Source organism: Thioclava pacifica DSM 10166 (genome assembly GCF_000714535.1).
Taxonomy (GTDB): Bacteria; Pseudomonadota; Alphaproteobacteria; order Rhodobacterales; family Rhodobacteraceae; genus Thioclava; species Thioclava pacifica.
The window spans coordinates 77,185-102,935 of record NZ_AUND01000023.1 but is presented as its reverse complement, the minus strand read 5'-3'; the positions used below and the strand labels follow the sequence as shown (position 1 = coordinate 102,935).

At 64.0% G+C, this 25,751-nt stretch carries 24 protein-coding genes; 12 read left to right on the top strand and 12 right to left on the bottom strand.

Annotated features, from left to right (window positions below; translation table 11 throughout):
- Positions 1–28 precede the first annotated feature (28 nt).
- From TP2_RS09765 to TP2_RS18640, 3 genes are all read right to left on the bottom strand, one after another.
- On the bottom strand, positions 29–1,570 hold the full coding sequence (locus tag TP2_RS09765; protein ID WP_038076721.1) for an ATP-dependent DNA helicase: 1,542 nt from the start codon (positions 1,568–1,570) through the stop codon (positions 29–31).
- A 177-nt stretch (positions 1,571–1,747) separates the two neighbouring features.
- On the bottom strand, positions 1,748–3,730 hold the full coding sequence (locus TP2_RS09760; protein ID WP_084714145.1) for a protein meaA: 1,983 nt from the start codon (positions 3,728–3,730) through the stop codon (positions 1,748–1,750).
- 47 nt (positions 3,731–3,777) lie between these two features.
- Positions 3,778–3,981, bottom strand: a complete 204-nt coding sequence (locus tag TP2_RS18640; protein WP_169739523.1) for a hypothetical protein — start codon at positions 3,979–3,981, stop codon at positions 3,778–3,780.
- On the opposite strand from TP2_RS18640, the gene TP2_RS09755 reads away from it, so the two are divergent.
- Positions 3,980–4,696, top strand: a complete 717-nt coding sequence (locus tag TP2_RS09755) for a bestrophin-like domain (RefSeq protein ID WP_169739522.1) — start codon at positions 3,980–3,982, stop codon at positions 4,694–4,696. The two genes, TP2_RS18640 and TP2_RS09755, sit on opposite strands and share 2 nt — an antisense overlap.
- A 575-nt stretch (positions 4,697–5,271) precedes the next feature.
- Positions 5,272–6,564, top strand: a complete 1,293-nt coding sequence (gene ccrA, locus TP2_RS09750; protein ID WP_038076717.1) for a crotonyl-CoA carboxylase/reductase — start codon at positions 5,272–5,274, stop codon at positions 6,562–6,564.
- Between the two features lie 99 nt (positions 6,565–6,663).
- Here the strand turns inward: ccrA and TP2_RS09745 are convergent, their stop codons facing one another.
- On the bottom strand, positions 6,664–8,028 hold the full coding sequence (locus TP2_RS09745; RefSeq protein ID WP_038076714.1) for a sensor histidine kinase: 1,365 nt from the start codon (positions 8,026–8,028) through the stop codon (positions 6,664–6,666).
- Entirely contained in the window at positions 8,028–8,699 is a 672-nt protein-coding gene (locus TP2_RS09740; protein ID WP_038077615.1) for a winged helix-turn-helix domain-containing protein, read from the bottom strand. The genes TP2_RS09745 and TP2_RS09740 overlap by 1 nt, the downstream gene beginning before the upstream one ends.
- A 165-nt stretch (positions 8,700–8,864) precedes the next feature.
- Between TP2_RS09740 and TP2_RS09735 the strand changes: the two genes are divergently transcribed.
- Complete coding sequence (locus TP2_RS09735; protein ID WP_038076711.1) at positions 8,865–10,025, top strand: Do family serine endopeptidase; 1,161 nt, start codon at positions 8,865–8,867, stop codon at positions 10,023–10,025.
- A 79-nt stretch (positions 10,026–10,104) separates the two neighbouring features.
- Here TP2_RS09735 and TP2_RS18000 read toward each other — a convergent pair whose 3' ends face one another.
- Positions 10,105–11,757 (bottom strand): ArnT family glycosyltransferase, encoded by a 1,653-nt coding sequence (locus TP2_RS18000; protein ID WP_051692444.1) that lies wholly within the window; start codon positions 11,755–11,757, stop codon positions 10,105–10,107.
- 194 nt (positions 11,758–11,951) lie between these two features.
- Between TP2_RS18000 and TP2_RS09725 the strand changes: the two genes are divergently transcribed.
- The 8 genes from TP2_RS09725 to TP2_RS09695 all read left to right on the top strand — a co-directional run bounded on the left by TP2_RS09725 (position 11,952) and on the right by TP2_RS09695 (position 20,769).
- Positions 11,952–12,215, top strand: coding sequence for a YMGG-like glycine zipper-containing protein (locus tag TP2_RS09725; protein WP_038076708.1), 264 nt, complete (start codon positions 11,952–11,954; stop codon positions 12,213–12,215).
- Between the two features lie 157 nt (positions 12,216–12,372).
- Positions 12,373–14,058, top strand: a complete 1,686-nt coding sequence (cydD, locus tag TP2_RS09720) for a thiol reductant ABC exporter subunit CydD (RefSeq protein ID WP_084714142.1) — start codon at positions 12,373–12,375, stop codon at positions 14,056–14,058.
- On the top strand, positions 14,055–15,719 hold the full coding sequence (gene cydC, locus TP2_RS09715) for a thiol reductant ABC exporter subunit CydC (protein WP_038076706.1): 1,665 nt from the start codon (positions 14,055–14,057) through the stop codon (positions 15,717–15,719). Before cydD ends, cydC begins: the two co-directional genes overlap by 4 nt.
- A gap of 207 nt (positions 15,720–15,926) precedes the next feature.
- Positions 15,927–17,537 (top strand): cytochrome ubiquinol oxidase subunit I, encoded by a 1,611-nt coding sequence (locus TP2_RS09710; RefSeq protein WP_038076703.1) that lies wholly within the window; start codon positions 15,927–15,929, stop codon positions 17,535–17,537.
- 5 nt (positions 17,538–17,542) lie between these two features.
- Positions 17,543–18,706: a cytochrome d ubiquinol oxidase subunit II gene (gene cydB, locus TP2_RS09705; RefSeq protein WP_038076700.1), complete on the top strand. Its 1,164-nt coding sequence runs from the start codon at positions 17,543–17,545 to the stop codon at positions 18,704–18,706.
- Between the two features lie 13 nt (positions 18,707–18,719).
- The gene (gene cydX, locus TP2_RS17995) at positions 18,720–18,839 is read left to right on the top strand and encodes a cytochrome bd-I oxidase subunit CydX (protein WP_051692443.1); all 120 of its coding nucleotides are present in this window, start codon (positions 18,720–18,722) and stop codon (positions 18,837–18,839) included.
- A gap of 245 nt (positions 18,840–19,084) precedes the next feature.
- On the top strand, positions 19,085–19,843 hold the full coding sequence (locus TP2_RS09700; RefSeq protein ID WP_038076695.1) for an electron transfer flavoprotein subunit beta/FixA family protein: 759 nt from the start codon (positions 19,085–19,087) through the stop codon (positions 19,841–19,843).
- Positions 19,843–20,769, top strand: coding sequence for an electron transfer flavoprotein subunit alpha/FixB family protein (locus TP2_RS09695; protein WP_038076694.1), 927 nt, complete (start codon positions 19,843–19,845; stop codon positions 20,767–20,769). The genes TP2_RS09700 and TP2_RS09695 overlap by 1 nt, the downstream gene beginning before the upstream one ends.
- Before the next feature lie 54 nt (positions 20,770–20,823).
- Here the strand turns inward: TP2_RS09695 and TP2_RS09690 are convergent, their stop codons facing one another.
- Positions 20,824–21,645, bottom strand: coding sequence for a DUF6473 family protein (locus TP2_RS09690; RefSeq protein ID WP_038076693.1), 822 nt, complete (start codon positions 21,643–21,645; stop codon positions 20,824–20,826).
- 155 nt (positions 21,646–21,800) lie between these two features.
- Here TP2_RS09690 and TP2_RS09685 point away from each other — a divergent pair, with 155 nt between their 5' ends.
- Positions 21,801–22,676 (top strand): 3-hydroxybutyryl-CoA dehydrogenase, encoded by an 876-nt coding sequence (locus TP2_RS09685; RefSeq protein WP_038076691.1) that lies wholly within the window; start codon positions 21,801–21,803, stop codon positions 22,674–22,676.
- Positions 22,677–22,844: 168 nt separating this feature from the next.
- Here TP2_RS09685 and TP2_RS09680 read toward each other — a convergent pair whose 3' ends face one another.
- From TP2_RS09680 to TP2_RS09660, 5 genes are read right to left on the bottom strand one after another with little or no spacing between them, the layout of a single operon-like run.
- On the bottom strand, positions 22,845–23,699 hold the full coding sequence (locus TP2_RS09680; RefSeq protein WP_051692441.1) for a lysophospholipid acyltransferase family protein: 855 nt from the start codon (positions 23,697–23,699) through the stop codon (positions 22,845–22,847).
- 26 nt (positions 23,700–23,725) lie between these two features.
- Positions 23,726–23,998 (bottom strand): HPr family phosphocarrier protein, encoded by a 273-nt coding sequence (locus tag TP2_RS09675; protein WP_038076689.1) that lies wholly within the window; start codon positions 23,996–23,998, stop codon positions 23,726–23,728.
- A complete protein-coding gene (locus tag TP2_RS09670) occupies positions 23,989–24,396 on the bottom strand; it encodes a PTS sugar transporter subunit IIA (RefSeq protein ID WP_038076687.1) in 408 nt (135 codons plus the stop codon). Before TP2_RS09670 ends, TP2_RS09675 begins: the two co-directional genes overlap by 10 nt.
- Positions 24,393–25,319, bottom strand: a complete 927-nt coding sequence (rapZ, locus tag TP2_RS09665; protein ID WP_051692439.1) for an RNase adapter RapZ — start codon at positions 25,317–25,319, stop codon at positions 24,393–24,395. Before rapZ ends, TP2_RS09670 begins: the two co-directional genes overlap by 4 nt.
- Positions 25,310–25,747, bottom strand: coding sequence for an HPr kinase/phosphorylase (locus TP2_RS09660; RefSeq protein WP_038076685.1), 438 nt, complete (start codon positions 25,745–25,747; stop codon positions 25,310–25,312). Before TP2_RS09660 ends, rapZ begins: the two co-directional genes overlap by 10 nt.
- Positions 25,748–25,751 lie beyond the last annotated feature (4 nt).

The following is a 25,751-nucleotide window of genomic DNA, read 5'->3' as shown; positions in this document are numbered from 1 at the left end:
AAATATCCCCACCGGGGTCTGCCTCAGCTCACTCCTGCGGCTCGGCCTGCAATTCCAGCTTCCCGCCCCCACGCGGCAGATCGTCGATAGACAGGGGCACCGAAGGCCGCGCCAGCCGCGCCCGCACCACCCACAAAAGCCGATGCTGCGCCCGGGTGATGGCCACGTAAGCGAGCCGCTTCCACAGGGGAATGCCCGCCTCGACCCGCCCTGCCCTATAGGCCGCGTAAATATCCGGCGCGAAGACCTGCACATCCTCCCATTGAGACCCTTGCGCCTTGTGGATCGTCACCGCCGCGCCATGCAGGAAGGTCGCCCCCATCCGGGCAGCAAAGGGGATGAACGGCTCTTCCTCATCCGGCATCTCGATCTTCACGATCGAGGCCGCCGAGAGCCGCGGGTCCTCCGCCCCCATCACATGCAGCCGCGAGAAACCGGGCTTCTTGCCGGGGCCGAGATAGATCACCTGCGCGCCCTTGATCAGCCCGCGCGCCTCCAGGTCGATCCGTTTCTTGCGATGCTTCACCGGCAGTTCGATCCCGTCACAGATCAGCGGCTCGCCCGGCAGCATCATGTCGGCGGGTGCGGAATGGGCGGCCCGGAAGGCATGGATCAGCCGGATCCGCGTCGCGTTGCGCCAGACCAGCACCGGCGAGCGCGCCATCAGATCGCTCTCCACCCGCTCCGCCCAGACGACGCGGTCGTCCTTGGCCGCGGCCTTCTCGATCTCGCGCTCGAACTGCTCGAAGGTCAGGCTGTCGTCGCCCAGCATATGCGCAAGATCGAGGATCGGGTTGTCCTCGGCCTGCCGGTGGATGCGATGCAGGATATGTTTGCGGCTGTCGGGCAGCCGCTCGAAGACCATTTCGCCCGATTGGTTCACCGGGGCGAGCTGTGCCGGATCGCCAAATAGCACCAGCGTCGGGAAGATCTCACGCAGATCGTCGAATTGCCGCTCGTCGAGCATCGAGGCCTCGTCGACAAATCCGATATCGAGCGGGTCTTCGCGCCGCTTCCAGCCATTGATGAAATCCGAGCCCCGCAGCCCTGCCGAAGCCAGCGCCGCCGGGATCGACTTGTGCAGATCGTAGAAAGCCTTGGCCCGGTCGAGCGCCTCCTCGGTCAGGCCCATCTCGCTGAGAAGATCGGGCTTGGGGCGCTCTCCCTGCCCGGTCAGCCATTCCGCGAGCCGCTCGTATTCCGGGTCGTAAACGGGCGTGTACAGAATGCGGTGGATCGTCGTCGCCGGCACCCCGCGCGAACGCAACACGCTCGCCGCCTTGTTCGTTGGTGCGAGGATCGCGAGCGTGCGCCGCTCCTTGCGCCGCTTGCCCTCGAAATCACCCGAAACCAGATCGACGCCCGCCGCCTCGAGCGCCTTGTAAAGCTCGGCCAGCAACAGCGTCTTGCCCGAGCCCGCCTTGCCGATCACCGAGAGCACACGATTGCCGCCACCCTCGGGCCGCAAATTGCCTTCGAGAATATCGACCCCGGCCGCCTCCAAAGCGGCGGCGACGGCATCCCAGGCCTCGGCCTGGTCATCGGAAAACTGGATCGCGGGGGTGGTCATGGCGCGACCTTACCCGCGCGCTATGGCGGGCGGAAGGGCGAAAGGCCGAAGCATCGCGCGGCTTGCCGCTTCGGGAGCCTCCGGCGGGGATATTTGCAGCAGTTGGAAAACAAGGTCTGTTTCCAACTGCCCGAAATATCCCACGGGGGTCCGGGGGTGTGAAACCCCCGGCCGCGCTCAGGCCGCCTTTCCCGCCGGGGTCGCGAGTGCCACGATATCCATCATGATCCGGTTCAGCTCGAAATCCTTGGGCGTGTAGACGCGGGCCACGCCGAAGCCCAAGAGCTTCTTCGCGTCCTCGTCGGGGATGATCCCGCCCACGACGACCGGGACATGATCGAGGCTGGCCCCACGCATCCGCTCCATCAGCTCCTCGATCAGCGGGATGTGCGAGCCCGAAAGAATCGAGAGACCCACCACATGCGCCTCGTCCTCGATCGCTTTCGCGACGATCTGTTCGGGCGTCAGGCGGATACCATCATAGGTGATATCCATACCGCAATCGCGGGCGCGGAAGGCGATCTGTTCGGCCCCGTTCGAATGGCCGTCGAGGCCCGGCTTGCCGACGAGGAATTTCAGGCGGCGGCCGAGCTGGGTGCTGACCGCATCCACGGCTTCACGAATATCTTCGAGCCCCGCGGTCTGGTTCGAGGGCGAACGCGAGACGCCGGTCGGGCCGCGATATTCGCCGTGAACGGCGCGCATGACACCCGCCCATTCGCCGGTCGTCGCACCGGCTTTCGCAGCGGCGATCGAGGCCTCCATGATGTTCTTGCCCGCTTTCGCATCCGACTTGAGCTGCGAAAGCGCGGCCTGAACGGCGGCCTCGTCACGCTCGGCGCGCCAGGCGTTCAGGCGGTTGATCTGCTCCTGCTCCACCGCCGGATCGACGACCATGATGCCGCCATCGCCCGCGGTCAGCGGCGAGGGCTCGCCCTGCTGCCAGCGGTTCACGCCGACGACGATGGTTTCCTCGGCCTCGATGCGGTTGATCCGCGCGGCATTCGATTCCACCAGGCGCGATTTCATGTAGTCGATCGCGGCGATCGCCCCGCCCATCCCATCAAGCGTTTCCAGCTCGGCGCGCGCGCCGTCCTTCAGCGCCTCGACCTTCGCGGTCACGGCTGGGTTGCCATCGAAGAGATCGCCATATTCCAGAAGATCGGTCTCATAGGCCATGATCTGCTGCATCCGAAGCGACCATTGCTGATCCCAGGGGCGCGGCAGGCCGAGCGCCTCGTTCCAGGCGGGCAGCTGCACCGCACGGGCACGGGCGTTCTTCGACAGGGTCACCGCCAGCATCTCGATCAGGATGCGGTAGACGTTGTTTTCGGGCTGCTGCTCGGTCAGGCCGAGCGAATTCACCTGCACGCCATAGCGGAAGCGGCGGAATTTCTCGTCCTCGATGCCGTAGCGCTCACGGGTGATCTCGTCCCAGAGCTCGGTGAAGGCGCGCATCTTGCACATCTCGGTGACGAAGCGGATGCCCGCGTTCACGAAGAAGGAGATCCGCCCCACCATCGCCGGGAACTGATCGGCGGGCACCTTGCCCTTGAGATCGTCGAGCACCGCGATCGCGGTCGCCAGCGCGAAGGCCAGTTCCTGCTCGGGCGTCGCCCCCGCCTCTTGCAGGTGATAGGAACACACGTTCATCGGGTTCCATTTCGGCAGATGCTCACGCGTATAGGCCGCGACATCGGTGATCATCGCGAGCGAGGGCTTGGGCGGGCAGATATAGGTGCCGCGGCTGAGATACTCTTTCACCAGATCGTTCTGCACCGTGCCTTGCAGCTTGGAGATATCCGCGCCCTGTTCCTCGGCCACGGCGATATAAAGCGACAGCAGCCAGGGCGCGGTCGCGTTGATCGTCATCGAGGTGTTCATCTGCTCGAGCGGAATCTGATCGAACAGCGCGCGCATGTCGCCGAGATGGCAGACGGGCACGCCAACCTTGCCCACTTCGCCACGCGACAGGATGTGATCGCTGTCATAGCCGGTCTGGGTCGGCAGATCGAAGGCCACCGAAAGACCGGTCTGCCCTTTCGAGAGGTTGGTGCGATAGAGCTCGTTCGATTTCTTCGCCGTGGAATGGCCTGCATAGGTGCGGAAGAGCCAGGGCTTGTCCTTGGCGGGCATCGTGTCGGTCATGGCGGCCTCCATCGGCTTGCGAATCTCGTTTGCGCAATATTGTTGCGCGCTGACACGGTTTAAATTGAAGTTTGTGATCCTGTCAATTCGCTGCGATGCGGCAATTGGTCGGAAATTCCCTCCTGCCGCAGCGTTGCGATATACGGTAGAGCCTCGCTGTGGAACGGCGTCGGGATGACACCCTTGGGAGTGCGCGACATGATGTATGGTTTGAATTCTGGCGTGATCGCTGTTGTTTTGCTCATTTCCATGGTGCTTGCCATGATCTTGGGCCGTACGTGGAGCGGCGCGCGGCGCCACGCCCACAGTGACGAGAGCAAGGCTCAGACGCTGGCGGTGCAAGGCTCACTGCTCGCGATTCTCGGCCTGCTTCTGGGTTTCACATTCTCTCTGGCGCTTGGGCGGTTCGACGCACGCAGCCAGGCGGTCGTCGACGAGGCCAATGCGATTGGCACAGCATGGCTGCGGGTTCAGCTTCTGCCTGAAGACGTTCAGCCCGAGGCTCGCAATCTTCTTATCCAATATGCACGTCTGCGCGCGCAGGCGGGCGAGGTGCCAGCCTCGAACGTCAAACGCCGCGCCGGGCTGGTGACGCTGGCCGAGACGACCTTCGATCAGCTTTGGACGCTTTCGGCCAAAACGGCGCGTGATGCGGGCGGGCCGGTGGCGCTGTCCTTCACCTCCTCGCTCAACGACATGATTGACCAGCTCTCGGCGCGCGACGCCGCGATCGAGCGCCATGTGCCCGAGCCGGTTCTGTTTCTCCTCTATGGCACCTTCATCATTCTCGGGCTGGTTCTGGGCATCGGCTCGGGCGAAAGCGGGGTGAAGCCGGGCCTGCCGATCTACGCGATGCTGGTTCTGATCGTCGCGCTTGTCTTCATCATCATCGATCTGGACCGGCCGAGGCGTGGGATCATCGCGGTCGATCAAGCGCCGATTCGAAAGCTCGCCGACAGCATGGGCGAGCCCGGCTGAGGTACGCGTTGCGCCGCGGCGGAGCAGGAAATTACGCTGCGTCGCAGCGGCTGAGACCAATGCAACAGGCCGCAAGCCCAGATGAGCGGGTTAGATTGGGGCAGAGATCGCGGGAGAGCGGTTTGAAACTGCCGATCACCCCGCCCCGGAGATGGCTCTCTCCCGCCCTTAGAGACTTCGCGAGCAGACCGCGGGCGGTTCCAATCCTGCCGCGACACGGCGTTGGCGCATCGTCGTCGAGACGGCCGTGGACGTAACGAAACTTGGTCACCAGGCCGAAAAATCTGGATCTGGCAGGGAAAAGAAAGCGCGCCACCGCGCGAGCGCGCCCGTCTCCGAAGCCGCACGCCTGCCACGTCCACCGGCACTCCTTGTGCGACGCGAAGCCAAAGACGGTCGCGCTCTCGAAGCTCGCAAGGATATGAGAGGGACGCGCCCGCACCCCGAAATCGGCGGAGACATAATATTTCAAAATTAGACGTAACGCCTATTGCAAAGTTGCGCGGGCCTGCGTAACTCTCCTGTCCAACCCGCCCCGATTCTGCGGCGCGGCGAGATTTGAACAGGAGAGAGCCATGGCCCTTGATCAGGAAACCGGGATCGCGCCCTACGACGCGCCGGAGAAGGACCTTTACGAGATCGGCGAGATGCCGCCCCTCGGCTATGTCCCGAAGAAAATGTACGCTTGGGCGATCCGTCGCGAGCGCCACGGCGAACCCGAACAGTCGTTCCAGCAGGAAGTTGTCGACACCTGGGAGATCGACAGCCACGAAGTGCTCGTCCTCGTGATGGCCGCAGGCGTGAACTATAACGGCGTCTGGGCCGGTCTCGGCGTTCCGATCTCGCCCTTCGACGGCCACAAGCAGCCCTATCACATCGCCGGTTCGGATGCCGCGGGCATCGTGTGGAAGGTGGGCGACAAGGTTAAGCGCTGGAAAGTCGGCGACGAGGTGGTGATCCACTGCAACCAGGACGATGGCGACGACGAGGAGTGCAACGGCGGCGACCCGATGTTCTCGCCCAGCCAGCGCATCTGGGGCTATGAGACCCATGACGGCTCGTTCTCGCAATTCACCCGTGTGCAGGCGCAGCAGCTCATGCCGCGTCCCAAGCACCTGACCTGGGAAGAGAGCGCTTGCTACACGCTGACGCTGGCCACCGCCTACCGGATGCTGTTCGGCCACCACCCGCACGAGCTCAAGCCCGGCCAGAATGTGCTGGTCTGGGGTGCCTCGGGCGGCCTTGGCTCCTACGCAATCCAGCTGGCAAACACTGCCGGTGCCAACGCGATCGGCGTGATCTCGGACGAGAGCAAGCGTCAGTTCGTGATGGATCAGGGCGCCAAGGGCGTGATCAATCGCAAGGACTTCAAATGCTGGGGTCAGCTGCCGACCGTCAACACGCCCGAATATAACGCGTGGCTGAAAGAAGCGCGCAAGTTCGGCAAGGCGATCTGGGACATCACCGGCAAGGGCGTGAACGTGGACATGGTCTTCGAACACCCCGGCGAGGCGACTTTCCCGGTCTCGACCCTGATCGTGAAGAAGGGCGGGATCGTGGTGATCTGCGCAGGCACCTCGGGCTTCAACTGCACCTTCGACGTGCGCTACATGTGGATGCACCAGAAGCGCCTTCAGGGCTCGCACTTCGCGAACCTCAAGCAGGCGTCGTCGGCCAACAAGCTGATGATCGAGCGCCGTCTGGACCCCTGCATGTCCGAAGTCTTCCCGTGGGATCAGATCCCGCAGGCGCATACCAAGATGCTGCGCAACGAACACAAGCCCGGCAACATGGCCGTGCTGGTGCAGGCCCCGAAAACCGGGCTGCGCACCTTCGAGGACGCACTGGAGGCTGGCCCCAAGGCGTAATGATGCGCCTGGTCTTCAGAGTGAAACCCGCGCTCGGGAGGGCGCGGGTTCTTTCATTCTGAGCCCGCTTTCGCGTTCAGCCAGCCGTCCCGAGGAATTTCACGGGGCGGGGAAGCTCAGCGTCACGGACAGGCCGGGGTGATTGTCGCCAAGGTTCAGCTCAGTCTCGTGCAGCCCAGCCACCGCCTGTACCAGCGCCAGCCCCAGCCCGTTGCCCGGCGTGGTGCGGGACCGCTCCAGCCGATAGAGCCGCCGCAGCACCTTCGCGCGTTCCTGCTCGGGAATACCCGGCCCATGATCGCGCACGACGAGATTCACGCGCCCTGCACGCCGCGCCAACTCGACCCGGATCTGCGGCTCGGGCCCGGCATGGCGGATCGCGTTCTCGATCAGGTTCGACAGCATCTGGCCGAGCAGCCCACGGTCGCCTTGAACGGTGAAGTCTCCATCCGGGCGGGACAGGCTGAGCGTGCCGCCCGCCTCCTCCGCCGATGCCTCGTAAAGTTCCGTGATGTCGCTGGCCAACGCCCCCAGTTCGACAGAGGAAAACCGTGATTTCGGGCTGCCCCCCTCGATCTGCGCGATGCGCAGGAGCGAGTGAAAAACCGCGACCGCGCCCTCTGCTTCGATGCCCGCGCGCTCGGCCAGCTCGCGTGCCTCGCCCTCGGGCAAGCTGTCGCGCAGCTCCGACAGCAGGACCGATATCCGCTGCATCGGCGTTTTCAGATCGTGGGCGATATCAGCCGAGACCTGCCGCAGCGCCGCGACCGTCGCTTCCTGCGTCTCGGCCATGACGTTCAGCCGTGCACCGATCCGCGCGAGGTCATCCCCGCGCGCCGATTTCACCCCATCCTCGGGCACCCGTGCCTCAAGCCGCCCCTCGGTCAGCTGATCGAGCGTCTCTTCGATCGCGCTCACCCGTCTGCGCGCCCGCATCCCCGCCCAGGCGCCATAGGCGGCTGAGATGAGAAGCGAGGGAACAAACGAAAAGACGAGGATCGCGAGAAAAGTCGAGGTCAGTTCGGCAATCGGCGCGCGGCTTTCTCCGATCACAAGCAGACCACCCGCGAGCGGCATGGTCAGGGTGAAATAGCCATGTTTCGAGAGCGGCTCGAAATCGGGGTGGCGCGAGACAACCCATTGGTCGCCTTGGTGAACCACCCGAACATTGCCGACTTGCCGCCCGTCGGGCAGCACGAAGGCGATGGCGCGCTCGGACGGGTCGGAGGCGCGTGCCTCGGCCGAGACGATCACCGAGAGCGTCTCGGGATTGGCGGCAACCTGAAACACCGCCGTCTGCTGCTTCAGATCGGCCTGGATCGCATCCTCCGTCGAGGTGCGCAGCGCCACATAGGCAAAGCCCAGCGTGACCAGCAGGATCGCGAAGACGATCCCCATCAGTCCGAGCGCCTGCCGCAGCGGCGTCGAGGCGAGGATCGCCGCGCGGTTGAGCCGACCCGTCATCAGCCCTCAATCCGGTAGCCCGCGCCGCGCACGGTATGGATGAGGTCACGCTCGAACGGCTTGTCGATCTTGTTTCTGAGCCGCGAGATGTGGGTCTCGACGACATTGGTCTGCGGGTCGAAATTCAGATCCCACACCCCTTCAAGCAACATCGTGCGGGTCTGCACCCGACCCTTGCGGCGCAACAGAAACTCCAGCAACGCGAATTCGCGCGGCAGAAGGTCGATCTCCTGGCCCGCCCGCGTCACGCGCCGCGCGATCAGGTCCATCTTCAGATCGCCGGCCTCCAGTACCACCTGCTCGGCCTGTGCCTGCGGTCGTCGCGCCAGCGCCGCGAGCCTTGCCGAAAGCTCTCCGAAGGCAAACGGCTTCACGAGATAGTCGTCGCCACCCGCATTGAGCCCCTCGATCCGGTCATCCACGCCGCCGATTGCCGTGAGAAAGATCACCGGCGTCGCAACCTTTGCCGCGCGAACCGCACGCACGATCGACAGACCATCGAGCTCGGGCAGCATCCGGTCCACGATCATCACGTCATAGTCCCCCGCGAGCGCCTGGGTCAGCCCCTCGCGCCCATTGGCGAGGTGATCGACCGTGTGCCCTTCCTCGCGCAGCCCGCGCGTGACGTAATCGGCCGTCGTCACATCATCTTCGATCAGCAGGAGCTTCATCGCGTCTTCTTCCTCGTTGCCCGACATAAGTGGCTGCTGAAGGCGCACAAGTCACGCCCCGCTCGCCCAAAGGTGAAAAGGATTACACGGCTGCAATCTTCCCGCAGAGTCCCTGACAGGCTAGGCCCCAAGATGGGATGCATCCCTGTCATAAAGGAGAGAGAGATGCAGGACATTCGCAAAACCCGTCTGCTGCGCACCCTGGCGGTCACCGCCATGATCGGGGCGGGCTCGGTTGCGACGAGCGGTCTGGTGCTTGCGCCGAACATGGCTTCGGCCGAGACTTTCACCAACACTGTTGATCTGGTGAAGAAGGTGATGCCCGCCGTCGTCACCATCGAGATCAAGAAGCAGGCTGACGATCAGGAAATGGCCCAGATGGGCATGCCGCAGGACTTCCCCTTCGAGTTCTTCTCGCGCCGTTTCGGCATGCCGATGCCGAACGGCGGCCCGAACGGTCAGGGTCAGCAGATGCAACGACCCGAGATCACCGGGCTCGGCACCGGCTTCGTCATCGAGAAGGACGGCCATATCGTCACCAACGCCCATGTGGTCGATGGCGCCGAAAGCGTGAAGGTCACCTTCTCGGATGGCACCAGCATGGATGCGAAGGTGATCGGCGTGGACAAGGCCACCGACATCGCTCTGATCAAGGTCGATACCGACAAGGATCTGCAAACCGTGGGCTTTGGCGACTCGGACAAGGCCGAGGTCGGTGAGCCCGTGGTGGCGATCGGCAACCCGTTCGGTCTGGGCACGTCGGTGTCGACCGGGATTGTCTCGGCCAAGGGCCGCGACCTGCAATCGGGTCCGTTCGACAACTACATCCAGACCGACGCGGCGATCAACAAGGGCAACTCGGGCGGTCCGCTCTTCGACGCGGATGGCGAGGTGATCGGCATGAACACCGCGATCCTGTCGCCCACCGGCGGCTCGGTCGGGATCGGTTTCTCGGTACCCTCCGACACGATCAAATCGGTCGTGGCCGATCTTCAGGATGAAGGCACGGTCAAGCGCGGCTTCCTCGGTGTCTCGATCCAACCGGTGAGCGACGATATCGCTGCCGCGCTCGGCCTCGACAAACCCGAAGGCGTGCTGGTGGCCGATGTCTCCGACGACACCCCGGCCAAGAAAGCGGGCCTGAAGCGCGGTGACATCATCGTCGCCGTTGATGGCAAGCCGATGAAGGCGCCGCGCGACCTGACCCGCGCAATTGGCTCGGACGAACCGGGCACCGAAGTGAAACTCTCGTTGCTGCGCGCGAACAAGCCGCTCACGCTCTCCGTCACTCTCGATGAGCGGCCCACCGAGAAGACGCAAGGATAATCCCCCAGTCTATCGGTCTGAGGTCACGCCCGGAGCACTCGCTTCGGGCGTGATTTTTTTCCGGCTCAGTTCGCGGGCCTCAGTTCGCAGGCGCGGGTGCGGCGGTTTCGGGGGTGACCGTTGCGGGTGCGACAGGAGCATCGCCTCCCTGCTCAGGAAGCGCTTGCGCCCCCGCTACCTGGTAGAGCCTCCAGTCGCGCTGGCGGAAATGACGCTCGGCGATCTCGCCAAGACCAGACACTCCATCGAGCGCTTTCGGCGCGAGGACCAATCCACCCGGATGCGCGGCCATCCAGTTCTCAAGCGCGCCATCCCCGGTGAGCACCGTCACCGGCGTCTCGAGCCGCGCCACATAGGAGAACTGGCCTGCGTAATTGCCATCGGTCGTTGCCACGCCATGATCGGAATGCGAGGCGATCAACTCGGCGATCGGGCGCGTGTCATAGACCGACCACAGGATCTGCCAGAGCATCGCCTGGATCGCCACCAGCACCAGCGGCGCAACAAACGCCTCGGCGCGCCAGCCTTCACGGGCACGCATCGCAACGATTCCCGCGAGGGCGAGGATCACCAGCCCCACGATCAGGAAAAGCCACGAGCCAGAGCCATCGGGAAGTTCCGGGAAAGCACCGAAATGCACCGCGACAGCGCCGATCGCGACGAGGATGCCGGGCAGAAGCCAGAACAGCCGAAGCGCCCGCATCCGGCGCTCGGCCGTGGGCAGCATTCCCGACAGCAGCAGCGCCAGCGCCGGAAGTTCAGGCAAAAGGTAATGGGCCTGCTTGCCCGAGATCAGCGAAAAGGAGATCAGGGCCGTCACCGCCCAGATCGTCACGAGACGCGAGCCCGCATCGGCCCAAAGATGCGAGGGCTTGAGCGCCGCCAGCCCCGCGCGGCTCCAGCCCCAGGGCCAGAGATAGGCGGGCAGAAGCGCGATAAAGAACCAGATCGGACGACCATGGGCAAAGCTCTCGACCATGCGGCCCGCGCTTTGCTTCCACAGGATCTGCTCGCGATATTCCGCGCCGCCCAGTACCACCGCCGGGCCAAGCCAGAAAAGCACGAGTGCGAATCCGATGAGGAAAGCCACCCCGATCCGCCCATACCAACCCTTGAGCGCCGGACGCCCCTCTCCGTGCGCCCAAAGCGGCATCAGCAGTGCTGCGGGCATGACATGCACGAGGATTACCGGCCCCTTGGCCAGAACCCCGAGACCGAGCGCAATCCCGAGCCCGATCACCGGCCCGGCACGCAACCCGTCCTTGAGCCCCCAGATCGCGATCATTCCCATCAGCGTCGCCGCCGTCAGCATCGTGTCGAACATCGTCGTCGAGCCGAAGATCAGGAAAACCCCGGTCGTGGCGAGGATCAGCGCGGCCAGTCCCGCGCGCTCAGGCGCCTCGGGCCAGAGCTTGCGCGCGAGCACCGCCACCAGCCAGACAGACAACAAACCGAAGAAGGGCGCGACCAGCCGAGCGATCCATTCGCTTTGGCCGAACACACCCCAGACGAGGTTGATCAGCCAGAACAGCAGCGGCGGCTTGTCACTGTAGATCCCGCCATTGAGATGCGGAACAATCTTGGAGCCGCCCGTCCACATCTCCCAGGCGACGGTAAGATAACGCGTCTCGTCGATCGCCATCAGCGGGCGCATGATCATCAGCGCGGTCGCGGCAAGGGCGAAGGTAACGAGCGCGCAGATCAGTGGAACGCGCCAGGCGGAGGAGGTCATCGGTTCGGGCCTTTCTTTGCGGGCGCGCGCGGGCGCGTCAGCGCATGCAAGACGCGAAACCGGGCCGCTCTGTCAAGCCTAGGCTGCAACTCCTCCCGGTCACGAATGACGCGCGAGAAATTGAACCGGGATGGAACAAGGCTCTCTCGAGCGACGTTTAGAGGGCAGACTGACACTCAAGGGAGACGTGTTCCATGAAGAAGATCCTGCTTGTTCTGCCGCTCACGGCGAGCGTTGCCGCCTGCCAGATGACCCCCGAAAATCAGTCCGCCGTGACCGGCGGTGTGGCTGGCGCCGCAATCGGTGCCGCCGTCTCCGATGACGGCGATCGCCTCGAAGGTGCGGCACTCGGCGCAGCCGTGGGCACCGCGGCGGGCGCACTCATCGGTGCCGCCAACCAGCCGGGCCAGTGCCGCTATCGTGACGCCTATGGCCGCGAGTATATCGCGCCCTGCTAAGGCCCCGCGACAGATAACCCTCGAAAGCCGTTCGGGCCTCGTGCCCGGGCGGTTTTTCTTTGTCCCGAAGGCTGCCCGGGGCGGCACGGATTGTCGCATGCCATTGCCGCAAGGGGCTCTGTCCTCTATCTGGCCCCTCAAAGCCGGATAGGAAACGATGACAAGCGCGACCGAAGCCCCGAAGCCAAAGACCATCCTCAACCGCATCGCCGCCCCCGTTTCGGGCAAGCTGCGCGCCGCAGGCTGGATCGGGGTTGTCGCCGCGCTGATCTGGCCCGCGCAGGCAGCTCTGGTCGGTCTCGTTCTGGGCGACCTGGTGGCGCCAGGCGTGAGCCCGCCCCTCTCGCCACTCGCAGGGGCTGCCGGGTTCGTGGCGCTCGCGCTCGTTCGTGTCGTGCTCGACTGGATTTCGCAGAAACTCAGCGCCGATGCGGCAGAAATCGTGCTGCGCGAGGCACGCGGCAAGCTGATCACCCGCTCGCTGCGACAGGCCAGCGGCGCGGCAGCGCTGTCGCCCGCTGAACTTGCCTCGCTCGCCGCCGAGAAACTCGCGGCTCTCGGCCCCTGGGCCACGCGCTATCAGCCCGCATTCCTGCGCGCGAAATTCATTCCCCTCGCCTTCCTGATCCTCGCTGCCACGCAAAGCTGGGCGGCTGCCGGCATCCTGCTGATCGCGGGTCCGCTGATCCCGGTCTTCATGGCGCTGGTTGGAATGGCCGCGCAGGAAGCATCAGAAAAGCAGATGGTCGAGATCGGCTCGCTCAACAAATTGCTGATCGACCGCATCGCCGCGATCACCGATCTGCGGCTACTGGGCGCCGAGGCCCGCTCGCGCGCCGATCTGGAGACGAAATCCGACGACTTGCGCGTCCGCACGATGGCCGTGCTGCGCGTCGCCTTCCTGTCCTCCACCACGCTTGAGCTCTTCGCTGCAATCGGGGTGGCCCTCATGGCGGTCTATGTCGGTTTTTCTCTGATCGGCTGGATGAATTTCGGCACCTGGGGCACGAAGATGACGCCCGCCGAGGGGATCTTTCTGCTGATGATCGCGCCAGAGTTCTTCCAGCCCCTGCGCGATCTGGCCGCCGCCTGGCATGACCGCGCGGCAGCGCTGGCCGTGGCCTCGGAGCTCGACACGGCCGAGACCGAGATCGCGCAATCGGCGACGCTTCTGGGCAGCGGCGGCGAAGGGATCGCCCCGGCGCTCGGAACGCTCCGGTGGCAGGGGCTGCTTATCCCGCCCGGCCACGCCGCCGAACCGATCGCGCTGCCTGACGGGCAGGTCGAACCGGGCGAGGCGGTGGCGATCATTGGCCCCTCCGGCGCAGGTAAGACGACGCTTCTGACCGCGCTGGTCGGACTGATCCGCCCCGAAGCGGGCACGATCCGCCTGGGCGATCTGGAGCTGAGCGACGAGAGCGCCGATAACTGGCGCGCGGTCTTCGGCTGGATCCCGCAAAGTCCGCGCTTCGCCGATGCGAGCCTGCGCGAGCTGATCACGCTGGGCCGCCCGGGTGATCTCGATGCCGCGCTGGATGCGGCGCAAGCTGCCGAGGTGGTCGCGGGGCTTCCCGGCGGGCTTGAGGCTCGGCTGGGCGATATGGGCGGGGGCGTCTCGGGCGGCGAGGCGCGGCGCCTGCTTATCGCGCGTGCCCATTACGCAAGCCGTCCGATCGTGTTGGCCGATGAACCGACCGCGGATCTCGACCCCGAGACCGGCGCGAAGATCATCCAGGGTCTGCTGGCCCTGCGCGCCCGCGGCGCGACCGTGATCGTCGCGAGCCACGACCCGGCACTGATCGCCGCGATGGATCGCGCAATCGAGCTGGAGGGCGCGGCATGAAAACGCTTCTGACCCTGACCACCCGCCTGATCGCAGACCAGAAATGGTCTTTCCTGCGCGGCCTTGCGCTCTCGTTTCTCGTGCTCGCGATGGGCGCGGCGCTTCTCGGCCTGTCGGGCTGGTTCATCACGGCCGCCGCCGTTGCCGGCATCACCGGGCTCGGGCTCGATTTCGATTTCTTCCGGCCTTCGGCCGGGGTGCGTGGACTTGCCCTTGGCCGCGCCGTGGCACGCTACGGCGAGCGGCTGTTGACCCATGATGCCACGCTGCGCGCGCTGGCCGATCTGCGTATCGCCCTGATGGATGGGGTCGCGCGGCGACCGCATGAGGAACAGGCGCGGCTGCGCGGCGCGCAGGCGCTCAACCGATTGACCTCGGATGTGGACGCGCTCGACGGGCTGCTGCTGCGGTTGGTGCTGCCCTTCCTCGCGGCGGGTATGGTGCAGATCTCGGCGCTGCTGATGTTGTGGTGGCTTGAGGGTCTGCCGATCGGTCTCGCGGTCTTTCTGATCTACCTCGTCGGCGGTGGCTTCGGGCTGATCTGGGTCGCGCGCGCCGCGCGTCACGATGCCCGCGCCGCCGAAACCGCGCTCCAGAACATCCGTCGGCGTGCGCTGGAGACAATGCGCGCGCGCGCCGATCTGGCCGTCGCCGGCCAGCTTGAGACCGCCACGGCGCAGACGCTCGCGGAGGTCGAGGCCGATGCGCTCGCACGGCGCAATCTCGACGCGCTCGACCGGCGTGTCGCGGCAGTGATCTCGCTCACGACCGCGCTGGCGGGGGCCGCTGCACTGGCAATCGCGGGGCAGATGGCGATGGCCGGACAGATCACCCCTGCCCGCGCCGCAGTTGGCCTCTTCGTCGCGCTCGCTCTTGCCGAGTCGCTGATGCTGCTGCGCCGGGGCATGGCCGAAATCGGCCGGATGCAGGAGGCGGGCGCGCGCGTGCTGGCGCTGACCGACACGCCCGAGCGCGCCCAGCCCGAAAATCCGGCCACTACTCCCGATCTGAATGCACCTTTGCTGTCCGCCCGGACCCTCAGCTTCACGCGGCCCGAAGCCACCCGCCCCGTTTTCAGCAACCTCACCCTTGAGCTGCGCCCGGGCGAGACGGTCTTCCTGACCGGTCCGTCCGGCGCCGGCAAATCGACCGCTTTGGCCGTGCTCGCGGGGCTGATGGCGCCCGATGGCGGCGAGCTGATGCTTGCCGGTCAGCCGCTTGCGCGCTGGCCCGAAGCGAAGTTGCGCGAGATGCTGACGATGGTTCCGCAACGCAGCCAACTGATCGGCGGCACGATTGCCGAGAATCTCGCTCTGGCCCTGCCGATGGGTGAAGAACTTTCGGAGGCCGAGGCCTGGGCGGCGCTGCGTGCCGTCGCGCTCGACGAGGTAATCGAAGCGCGCGGCGGGCTCGGCGCGATGCTCGGCGAAGGCGGCACCGGTCTTTCGGGCGGCCAGTCGAAACGTCTCGCGCTGGCTCGCGCGGCGCTCAGAAAACCCAAAATCCTGCTCCTCGACGAGCCGACTGAGGGTCTCGATGCAGAGACCGCGCTGACCACTCTGACCGGTTTGCGCGCCCTTTTGCCTGAGTCGACCTTCCTCGTCGTGTCGCACAGAACGCCCGATCTGGCCCTCGCGACTCGCTCCATTCCCCTGGGTTAACGCAAAAGCTGCGACACTAAGCCACGGTGAACCTGAGACAAATCGTCCATCACGCCCGTTCACAGGGGCGTGCGACACATCGTCAATTTGATTTGGCTCAAGGTCAGGCGCAGACCCCCGCGCATAAGTTGCATCCGGGAAAAACATTTCCGGGAAACTCGGCTTTTCACAAAACCGAGAGCAAGTAGGGAAACTGGAGAACGAGATATGGATTTCGGGATCGTCGAGCTGTCACGGCTGCAATTCGCCATGACCGCGATGTATCACTTCCTCTTCGTGCCGCTGACGCTTGGTCTGTCGATCATCGTCGCGATCATGGAGACGGTCTACGTGATGACCAACCGCCCCATCTGGCGGCAAATGACCAAGTTCTGGGCCACCCTGTTCGGCATCAACTTCGTGCTGGGCGTGGCAACAGGCATCACCATGGAATTCCAGTTCGGCATGAACTGGAGCTACTACTCGCATTACGTGGGTGACATCTTCGGCGCACCGCTCGCCATCGAGGGCCTGATGGCCTTCTTCATGGAAGCGACCTTCGTCGGCCTGATGTTCTTCGGCTGGGAAAAGCTCTCGCCGGTCAAGCACCTCGTGGTGACCTGGCTGGTGGCGATCGGCTCGAACTTCTCGGCGCTCTGGATCCTCATCGCTAACGGTTGGATGCAGAACCCGGTCGGCTCCGAGTTCAACCCGCTCACGATGCGCATGGAAATGACCTCGTTCTTCGACGTGGTATTCAACCCGGTGGCACAGGCCAAGTTCGTGCACACGGTTTCGGCCGGCTACGTGACGGCTGCAGTGTTCGTGCTGGGCGTGTCGAGCTGGTACATGCTCAAGGGCCGTCATTTCGAACTCGCCCGCCGCTCGATCGCGGTGGCCGCGTCCTTCGGTCTGGCCTCGGCGCTCTCGGTTGTCATTCTCGGCGACGAGTCGGGCTACGAGACGACGCACAACCAGAAAATGAAGCTCGCCGCGATGGAAGCCATGTGGGACACCGAGCCCGCACCGGCCTCTTTCACCCTCTTCGGCATTCCCGATCAGGAAGCGCGCGAGACCAAGTACGCGATCCATATTCCGTGGGTCATGGGTCTCATCGGCACCCGTTCGCTGACCGATCAGATCGAGGGCATCAATGAACTCGTCAAAGGTTCGGAAGAGCGTATCCGCAACGGTATCGTCGCCTATGACGACCTGCTGAAGATCCGCGAAGCCAAGGGCGACGTGGCCCCCGAGGTCAAAGCGCAGTTCGAAGAAAACGTGGGCGATCTGGGCTATGCCTACCTGCTCAAGCGCTACGTGGACGACCCGCGCAACGCGACCGACGCGCAGATCAAGATGGCCGCGGATGACACCGTTCCGACCGTCTGGCCGATCTTCTGGTCGTTCCGCCTGATGGTGGCGCTCGGCTTCTCCTTCATCGCGCTGATGGTCTACTTCTTCGTCATCGCGAACTGGAAGGGCATGCAGTATCCGCGTTGGGCGCTGCGCATGGCCGTGATCGTCATCCCCGCTCCGTGGATTGCCGCGGAACTGGGCTGGTTCACCGCCGAATTCGGGCGTCAGCCCTGGACTGTGGACGGCGTGTTGCCGACGGCACTGTCGGTCAGCCACCTCTCGGTGGGCGACCTTCTGGTGACGCTCGCAGGCTTCGTGGCCTTCTACACCGTGCTCTTCATCATCGAGATGGGCCTGATGATCAAATACATCAAGAAAGGCCCCTATCAGGATGTTGAGGTCACCCAGGAATGGCAAACGCGCCATGAAAACCGTCTCGCGGGCCGCAAGAACGACCCCATCGTGACCATGCCTGCGGAGTAAGACACATGATCCTTTATGAACTCTTCAGCTTCGACTTCCTCCGCGTCGTGTGGTGGATCCTGCTCGGGGTGCTGCTGATCGGCTTCGCGCTGACCGACGGCTTCGATATGGGCGTGGGCGCATTGCTTCCCTTCGTCGGCAAGACCGACAGCGAGCGCCGCGTGGCGATCAACACGATCGGCCCGGTCTGGGAAGGCAACCAGGTCTGGTTCATCCTCGGCGGGGGCGCGATCTTCGCGGCCTGGCCGCCCCTCTACGCGGTGAGCTTCTCGGGGTTCTACCTCGCGATGTTCCTCGTGCTCGCGGCGCTGATCCTGCGTCCGGTCGGCTTCAAGTATCGCTCGAAGCGCGAGTCGGCTGCATGGCGCAACGGCTGGGACTGGGCGCTCTTCGTGGGCGGCGCGGTTCCGGCACTGGTCTTCGGCGTGGCCGTGGGCAACGTGCTGCAAGGCGTGCCGTTCGAGCTCAACGACATGCTGATGCCGCTCTACCCGGGCAACTTCATCATGAAGCTTCTCGGTCTGCTGAACCCCTACGCGCTGCTCGCGGGTGTGGTGTCGCTCTCGATGCTGCTGATGCACGGCGCGGCGTGGCTGACGCTGAAAACCGAAGGCCCGGTGCAGGAACGCGCCCGCGCCATCGGTTCGGTGGCCGGGATGGTGGCTTTCATCACCTATATCCTCGCCGGCATCTGGCTCGCCTTCGGTATCAAGGGCTACCAGATCACCTCGGTGGTGCCTGCGGACGGCCCCTCCAACCCGCTCTTCTCGACGGTCGAGCACAGCGGGAGCTGGATGCAAGCCTATGCCGACCGTCCCTGGATCGCGATTGCGCCGATCCTCGGTCTGGCCGGGATCGCGCTGGCAACGATGGGCCTGCGTGCAGGGCGTGAAGTCTCGACCCTGCTGTGGTCGAAACTGGGCATCTTCGGCGTGATCTCCTCGGTCGGCCTGACGATGTTCCCCTTCATCCTGCCGAGCTCGAAACAGCCCGACGCCTCGCTGACGGTCTGGGACAGCTCGTCCTCGCACCAGACGCTTTTCGTGATGCTCGTCTGCGCGCTGATCTTCATGCCGATCATCCTCGCCTATACCGCATGGGTCTATAAGGTCCTGTGGGGCAAGGTGACGGTCGAAGATGTCGAGCGCGACAGCCACTCGGTTTACTAAGGAGACGCTAGATATGTGGTATTTCGCATGGATCCTCGGGCTTCCGCTGGCCGCACTGGTCGCCGTCGCCAACGCGATGTGGCTCGAGATGCAGAACGACTGCAAGATCGCCGGTGAATGCAAGAAGGACTGATCCTTCCCGGTATGAAAACCTTGAAAGGCCGCCTCCGGGCGGCCTTTTTCATGCCTATGCGCGGGACCAAAGGCGACGCTGCGGCAATTTGCTCCCCCCGCTAGCGCAAACAGTCGAAAAGACGTGACGTTTCAGAGCCAAAACGGGGCGTTTTCCCCCTGTCCCTCCGGGTCTCGCTCTTGTAACAAAATTGCCGAAAGAATCCGTTCGCCGCAATTTGGCGGACCAGACAAGGGAGACACGCCATGAAGGTTCTCGTGCCTGTGAAGCGCGTGATCGACTATAACGTGAAAGCCCGCGTGAAAGCGGACGGTAGCGGTGTCGATCTCGCCAATGTCAAAATGTCGATGAACCCGTTCGACGAAATCGCTGTCGAAGAGGCGATTCGTCTGAAGGAAAAGGGTGCCGTCGAAGAGATCGTCGCGGTCTCCATCGGCGTCAAGCAGGCGCAGGAAACCCTGCGCACGGCGCTGGCGATGGGCGCGGATCGCGCAATCCTCGTCGTGGCCGCCGATGACGTGCACAACGACATCGAACCGCTGGCCGTGGCGAAGATCCTCGCCAAGATCGTCGAGGAAGAAGCACCCAAGATGGTGATCCTCGGCAAGCAGGCGATCGACAATGACATGAACGCGACCGGCCAGATGCTGGCAGCGCTTCTGGGCTGGGGTCAGGCGACCTTCGCCTCCGAAGTCGTCGTCGAGGGCGAGGCCGCGAAGGTCACCCGCGAAGTCGATGGCGGCCTTCAGACCATCGAGGTCAAGCTGCCCGCGATCGTCACGACCGACCTGCGTCTCAATGAGCCGCGCTACGCGTCGCTCCCGAACATCATGAAGGCGAAGAAGAAGCCGCTCGACGAGAAGACCGCCGCCGATTACGGCGTCGACGTCTCGCCGCGCCTCGAAGTGGTGAAAACCACCGAGCCCGAAGCACGTCAGGCCGGCGAGATGGTGCCGGATGTCGACACGCTCATTGCGAAACTCAAAGAGAAGGGGGTCGTGTGATGGCCGTTCTGCTGCTGGGTGAAGTGAATAATGGCGAACTGTCGGTCGATGCGACCGCCAAGGCCGTCACCGCCGCGAAATCGCTTGGCGATGTGACCGTGCTCTGCGCGGGCGCCTCGGCCGCCGCCGCCGGCGAAGCCGCCGCCAAGATCGACGGTGTCGCGAAAGTTCTCGTGGCCGAAGACGCGTCGCTGAGCCACCGTCTGGCGGAACCGACCGCCGCGCTGATCGTGTCGCTCGCGGGCGACTATTCGCATATCGTGGCCCCCGCCACGACCGACGCGAAGAACGTGATGCCCCGCGTCGCAGCTCTGCTCGACGTGATGGTGATCTCGGATGTCTCGGGCGTCGTCGATGCCGACACATTCGAGCGTCCGATCTATGCCGGCAACGCGATCCAGACCGTGAAGTCGAAGGATTCCAAGAAGGTCATCACCTTCCGCACCTCGACCTTCGACGCCGCTGGCGAAGGTGGCTCGGCTGCGGTCGAGACCGTGGGCGTCTCCGATGCGCCGTCGCTGTCGTCCTGGATCGAGGACAAGGTCGCCGAGAGCGATCGCCCTGAACTGACCTCGGCGAAGATCGTCGTTTCGGGCGGCCGTGGTGTCGGCTCGGAAGAGGACTTCAAGGTGATCGAAGCGCTCGCCGACAAGCTCGGGGCCGCCGTGGGCGCCTCGCGCGCCGCGGTCGACTCGGGTTTTGCACCGAACGACTGGCAGGTCGGTCAGACCGGCAAGGTCGTGGCTCCCGAGCTTTACATCGCTGCCGGCATCTCGGGCGCGATCCAGCACCTCGCGGGCATGAAGGACTCGAAGATCATCGTCGCGATCAACAAGGACAAAGAAGCGCCGATCTTCCAGGTCGCCGATTTCGGCCTCGTCGCGGATCTCTTCGACGCCGTGCCGGAGCTGACCTCGAAGCTCTGATCCGCGCCGGATCGACAGATAGGAAAGGGCCGGGATCAACCCGGCCCTTTTGCATTACAGGTAGCGCTTCACGACCGGCGCCAGCGCGTCGGCAATCTCGCGATGCACCATCGGCCCTGGAACCATCGCCGCCGCAGGCTCCTCCAGCGCCGAGAACTGCATCCCCGCCGTGCCCGCGCAGCGTGCCATCAAAGTCGGCTCCACCCGCAAGACCTCGCTGGCGTGGGGGCGCAGCTCATCCACCATCGCCTCGCTCACCAGAAGCGGCTCAGGCCCCAGAGGATCGGTAAGATCGGGCATGTGATAATCTCCCATCCAAAGCAGGATTTTCACCCCCTCGACCTTCGCGAGAAGCGCCTTCATCCGCTGCACCCAAGAGGTCTGCAATTCCAGTGCGAGAGCTTCGAATCTCTCAGGCGCACGCTCTTTCAACGCCCCAAGCATGTGCCGGGTGAAATTGAACTCCGTAAAATCGATCCCACGGAACATCACGCGCATCTGGTTCGAGGCACGCAGGAACCGGTCATTCCGGCGCGGATGCACCGCGTAGAACCGATTCGACATGTTCTGCGCGCCCAGAAGCTGGATCACGGTTAGCTTCGCCGCTTTCGAGGTCGTGGCCAGCTGCGGCTCCTGCAGAAATACGTCGATACCCGCGTTCAGAACACCGAAATTCACCACGGGCCGGCCCAGATGCGCCTCGAGCAGGGCCGGCCAGGGCTCCGCCACGAATTTTCCATAGGTCTCCGTCCCGCCCATCGCGGCGATGAACTCCCCCTCGAGCGCGCGCCGTGGCCCGCGAAAGAGAAGTTTCGATTTGCCATAGCGGCACGGAAAGTAATCAAGGGCGCCATCGCCCGGATATTCGAAAGCCATCAACCCACCTCAGTCCATTTCGACTCACCCGAGGCCAGATTGCGCCCAAACTCTTACCAAGCGCCTAAGCTTAAAATTCTCCCAATCGAGCGTTTCGCTTGCATGCCGGGGCACGCAGATTATGGTCAGGTCGGAACTCAGCGAGAGAGATGGATATGGCGATCGAAAAAGTGGGTATCGTGGGTGCAGGCCAGATGGGCAACGGGATCGCCCATGTTTTCGCCCTGGCGGGCTATGAGGTGCTGCTCAACGATATCAGCGAGGATGCGCTGACCAAGGCGGTCGCAGTCATCACCAAGAACCTCGATCGTCAGGTGTCGCGCGACAAGATCTCCGAAGAGGAAAAAAACGCTGCCATTGCGCGGATCTCAACGACGACGAAACTCACCGATCTCGGCCCCACCGATCTCGTGATCGAGGCCGCAACCGAGCGCGAAACCGTCAAACAGGCGATCTTCGAAGACCTGCTGCCGCATCTCAAACCGACGACGATCCTGACCTCGAATACCTCGTCAATCTCGATCACGCGACTGGCCTCGCGCACTGACCGGCCCGAGAAATTCATGGGTTTCCATTTCATGAACCCGGTACCGGTGATGCAACTGGTCGAGCTGATCCGCGGGATTGCGACGGATCAGGAAACCTACGAGACGCTGCTGGCGGTCGTCGAAAAGCTCGGCAAGACCGCGGCCTCCGCCGAGGATTTCCCCGCCTTCATCGTGAACCGCATCCTGATGCCGATGATCAACGAGGCGGTCTACACGCTCTATGAAGGCGTCGGAAATGTGCGCTCGATCGACGAGTCGATGAAGCTCGGCGCGAACCATCCGATGGGACCGCTGGAACTGGCCGATTTCATTGGTCTCGACACCTGCCTTGCGATCATGAACGTGCTCCATGACGGGTTGGCGGATACGAAATACCGCCCCTGCCCGCTTCTGACGAAATATGTCGAGGCTGGCTGGCTTGGTCGGAAAGCCGGGCGCGGCTTTTACGACTATCGAGGCGAGACCCCGGTTCCGACGCGCTGAGTCGGGCCGACAGACAAGGGGGCGCTGCCCCCTCTTTGCGTTCGCAAATTCACCCCCGAGATATTTCGGTCAAGAAGAAGAGGCGCCCTCCCCCTTCTTCTTGATAAAAATATCTCGGGGGAGTCTGCCGTCAGGCAGACGGGGGCAGAGCCCCCTTCCGCCGGCCCCTCAAAGCGCCAGCGTTTCCTCACGCAAATCAGCCAGAAACTTGCGCGGATTTTTCAGCGGCTCGGCGATTTCCTCAGCGGTCTTCGCCGGGCCGATCACCGGATGTTGCGGCTTGTAAAGGGCGCGCTTGATTTCATAGAGCAGCAAGCCCTGGCGCACTGTGGCCGAGAGTTTGTTCGCGATTTGATAGGCGCGGGAATTGCAGCCCGGGAAATGGATCGGCAGGACAGAAGCCCCCGAGCGCGCGAGCATCTTCGCAGTGAACGGGTTCCATTCCTGCTCGATCACAGGGCCCATGAGCGTCTCGGAATGGGCAACCTGGCCTGCAGGAAACAGCACCACGACACCGCCGCGCTTGAGCTGCGCCATGCAGGCTGCGCGCATCTTCAGGCTATCCTCGCGCGCGTTCTGCTCATGCGGGAAGGGCACGGGCAGCATGTATTTCTCGATCTCGGGAATGCCCGTCAGAAGCGAGCGGGTCAGGATCAGGTAGTCATCGCGTACCTGCCCGATCAGATAGGCCAGCACCATCCCGTCGACGAGCCCGTGCGGATGGTTCGCCACGACGACGAGCGGGCCCTCCTTGGGAATGCGGGCGATCTGTTCGGGCGGGGTGGTGACTTCGATCCCCATCACCTCGAGCGCCTGCGGCCAAAACTCCGCCCCCACGGGCGCACCGATTTTCTCGAATTTTCGGATCAGACGCAGCAGATGGGTTTTCGCAGTGAGCCATTCCAGCGTCTGGATGGTCCCCACCTTGATAGGGTTCGTGAAAGTGCCCGCATAGGACAAGCGACGCTTGTCATATGGCTTGGACAGGGCTTGGGCTTCAGCGATTTCGACCTGTTGATCCACGACCGGACCTCTTGGCTATGTGCGGGTCACATGCCTTCGCCGAACTTGTCCTCCACGAGCGCCTGAAGCGCATCGGCGAGCTTCTCGGCCTCGGCCCCGCTTGTCGTGACCTCAATAGTGGTTCCGCGCGAGGCTGCCAACATCAAAAGCCCCATGATGCTGTCGCCCGAGACCGACTGGCCATCCTTTGCCACCTCGGCCCGGGCGTCATGATCCTCGACCACCTCGACGAAGCGAGCGGATGCACGCGCGTGCAGCCCCTTCTCGTTCACGATCTCCAAATTGCGGATCACGGACATTTGGCAGCTCCTTCGCGGGCGTTGTAGCTGTTGATGTATTTACGGCCAGCGTCGAGCGCCGCCTCGACCGCTGCGTGCACGCCGAGGCTGCGCGATTTCGCGAGCTTGATCAGAAGCGGCAAATTCGCCCCGTAGATGATTTCTCGATCGCAGGCTTCGCAGGCCATGAGCGAGAGATTGGAGGGCGAGCCGCCGAACATGTCGGTGACGACGACGACCCCCTCTCCGCTATCGACCGCATCAGCCGCGGCGCGTATCTCGGCCTGTTTGCCGGCGCGGTCGTGATCGTCCTCGATGGTGATGGCGCGAATGCCGCTTTGGGGGCCGACGACATGCTCGACTGCCGCGAGATATTCTCGCGCAAGCCCCCCATGTGCCACGATCACGATCCCGATCACGCGCCCGTCCTCACACTCGTACCGGCGCCCTCGGGCGCACGACGTTCCAATTCCCTATGACGTTTAGACACTTGCCAACCCGCTTCCGCAAGCGCTTTGGAGATGCTTTCGGTCATCGCGACCGAGCGGTGTTGCCCCCCGGTACACCCGAAACCCACCGAGAGATGCGTCTTGCCCTCGGCCACATAGGCGGGAAGAAGAAAGAGCAGCAGATCGAGCACGCGCTGGTGGAACTCGCTATAGCGCGGATCGTTGGCGACATACGCGGCCACAGCCGCATCACGGCCGTCATGGGGGCGCAGCGCCGGCTCCCAGTGCGGATTGGCGAGAAAGCGGCAATCGAACATCAGATCGAGCCCGCGCGGCACGCCGCGCTTGTAGCTGAAGGAGTTGACCGAGACGGAGAGCTTCTCGATCTGGCCTGTGTCGAAAAACCGGCCGATCTCGGCGCGCAGATCATGCGGGCTCATCTCGGAGGTGTCGATGAGGACATCAGCGCGCAGCTTGATCGGGGCAAGGATGTCGAGTTCCTGCGCGATGCCTGCGCCGGGGTCGTCCTCGGGGGCCAGAGGGTGGCGGCGGCGGGTCTCGGAATAGCGCCGTTCCAATACCTCGGGACGCGCGTCGAGATAGACAAGTTCGAGGTTCAGCTCGGGCAGGCGGGTGAGCGCGTCGATCAGCTCGATCAGCGCCGCGGCTGAGAAATCACGCGCACGCACATCGACGCCGAGCGCCACAGGATGCGGGAGATGGCCCGCGAGCAAACGCGGAACGAGGCCGAGGGGGAGGTTGGTGATCGGCTCGTATCCCAGATCTTCGAGCGCGCCGATCGCGGTCGTGCGCCCGGCCCCCGAAGGTCCGGTTACCAGAACCACGCGCTGGCCCGACTGTGTCCATGCCGGATCGGATCGGGTCACGCCCATCGGCCTCCTTTGAGCCATTGCAGAATTGCCACATCAAAATGGTCATGTTGCACACGCAGCACAAGGGGAAGTTCCACCCCCAAGAGACTGTCTTTTCGACAGTTCGGCAGGCGCTCGGTCTCTTCGCGGTCGAGATCGACGCTCAGGATGATGCGGGCATGCGACAGCGCATCGGCATTCAGGATACCGACGCCGCGCGCTTCGATCCGACCCGCGATCGCGGCGGGGGAACGCGCGATCAATCGCTCGCCTTCGACGCTCAGATCAACTCGGTCATCGGCCACAAGCCTCGCGCCATAGGCCATCAGCCGCAGCGCAAGCAGGGATTTTCCTGTGCCAGATGCACCTTTGATCAAAACGCCGCGCTCTGAATCGAGCGCGACGACGCTGGCATGAAGATTGAGAGAGGCGGCACCGGGCCCGCCCATCGGA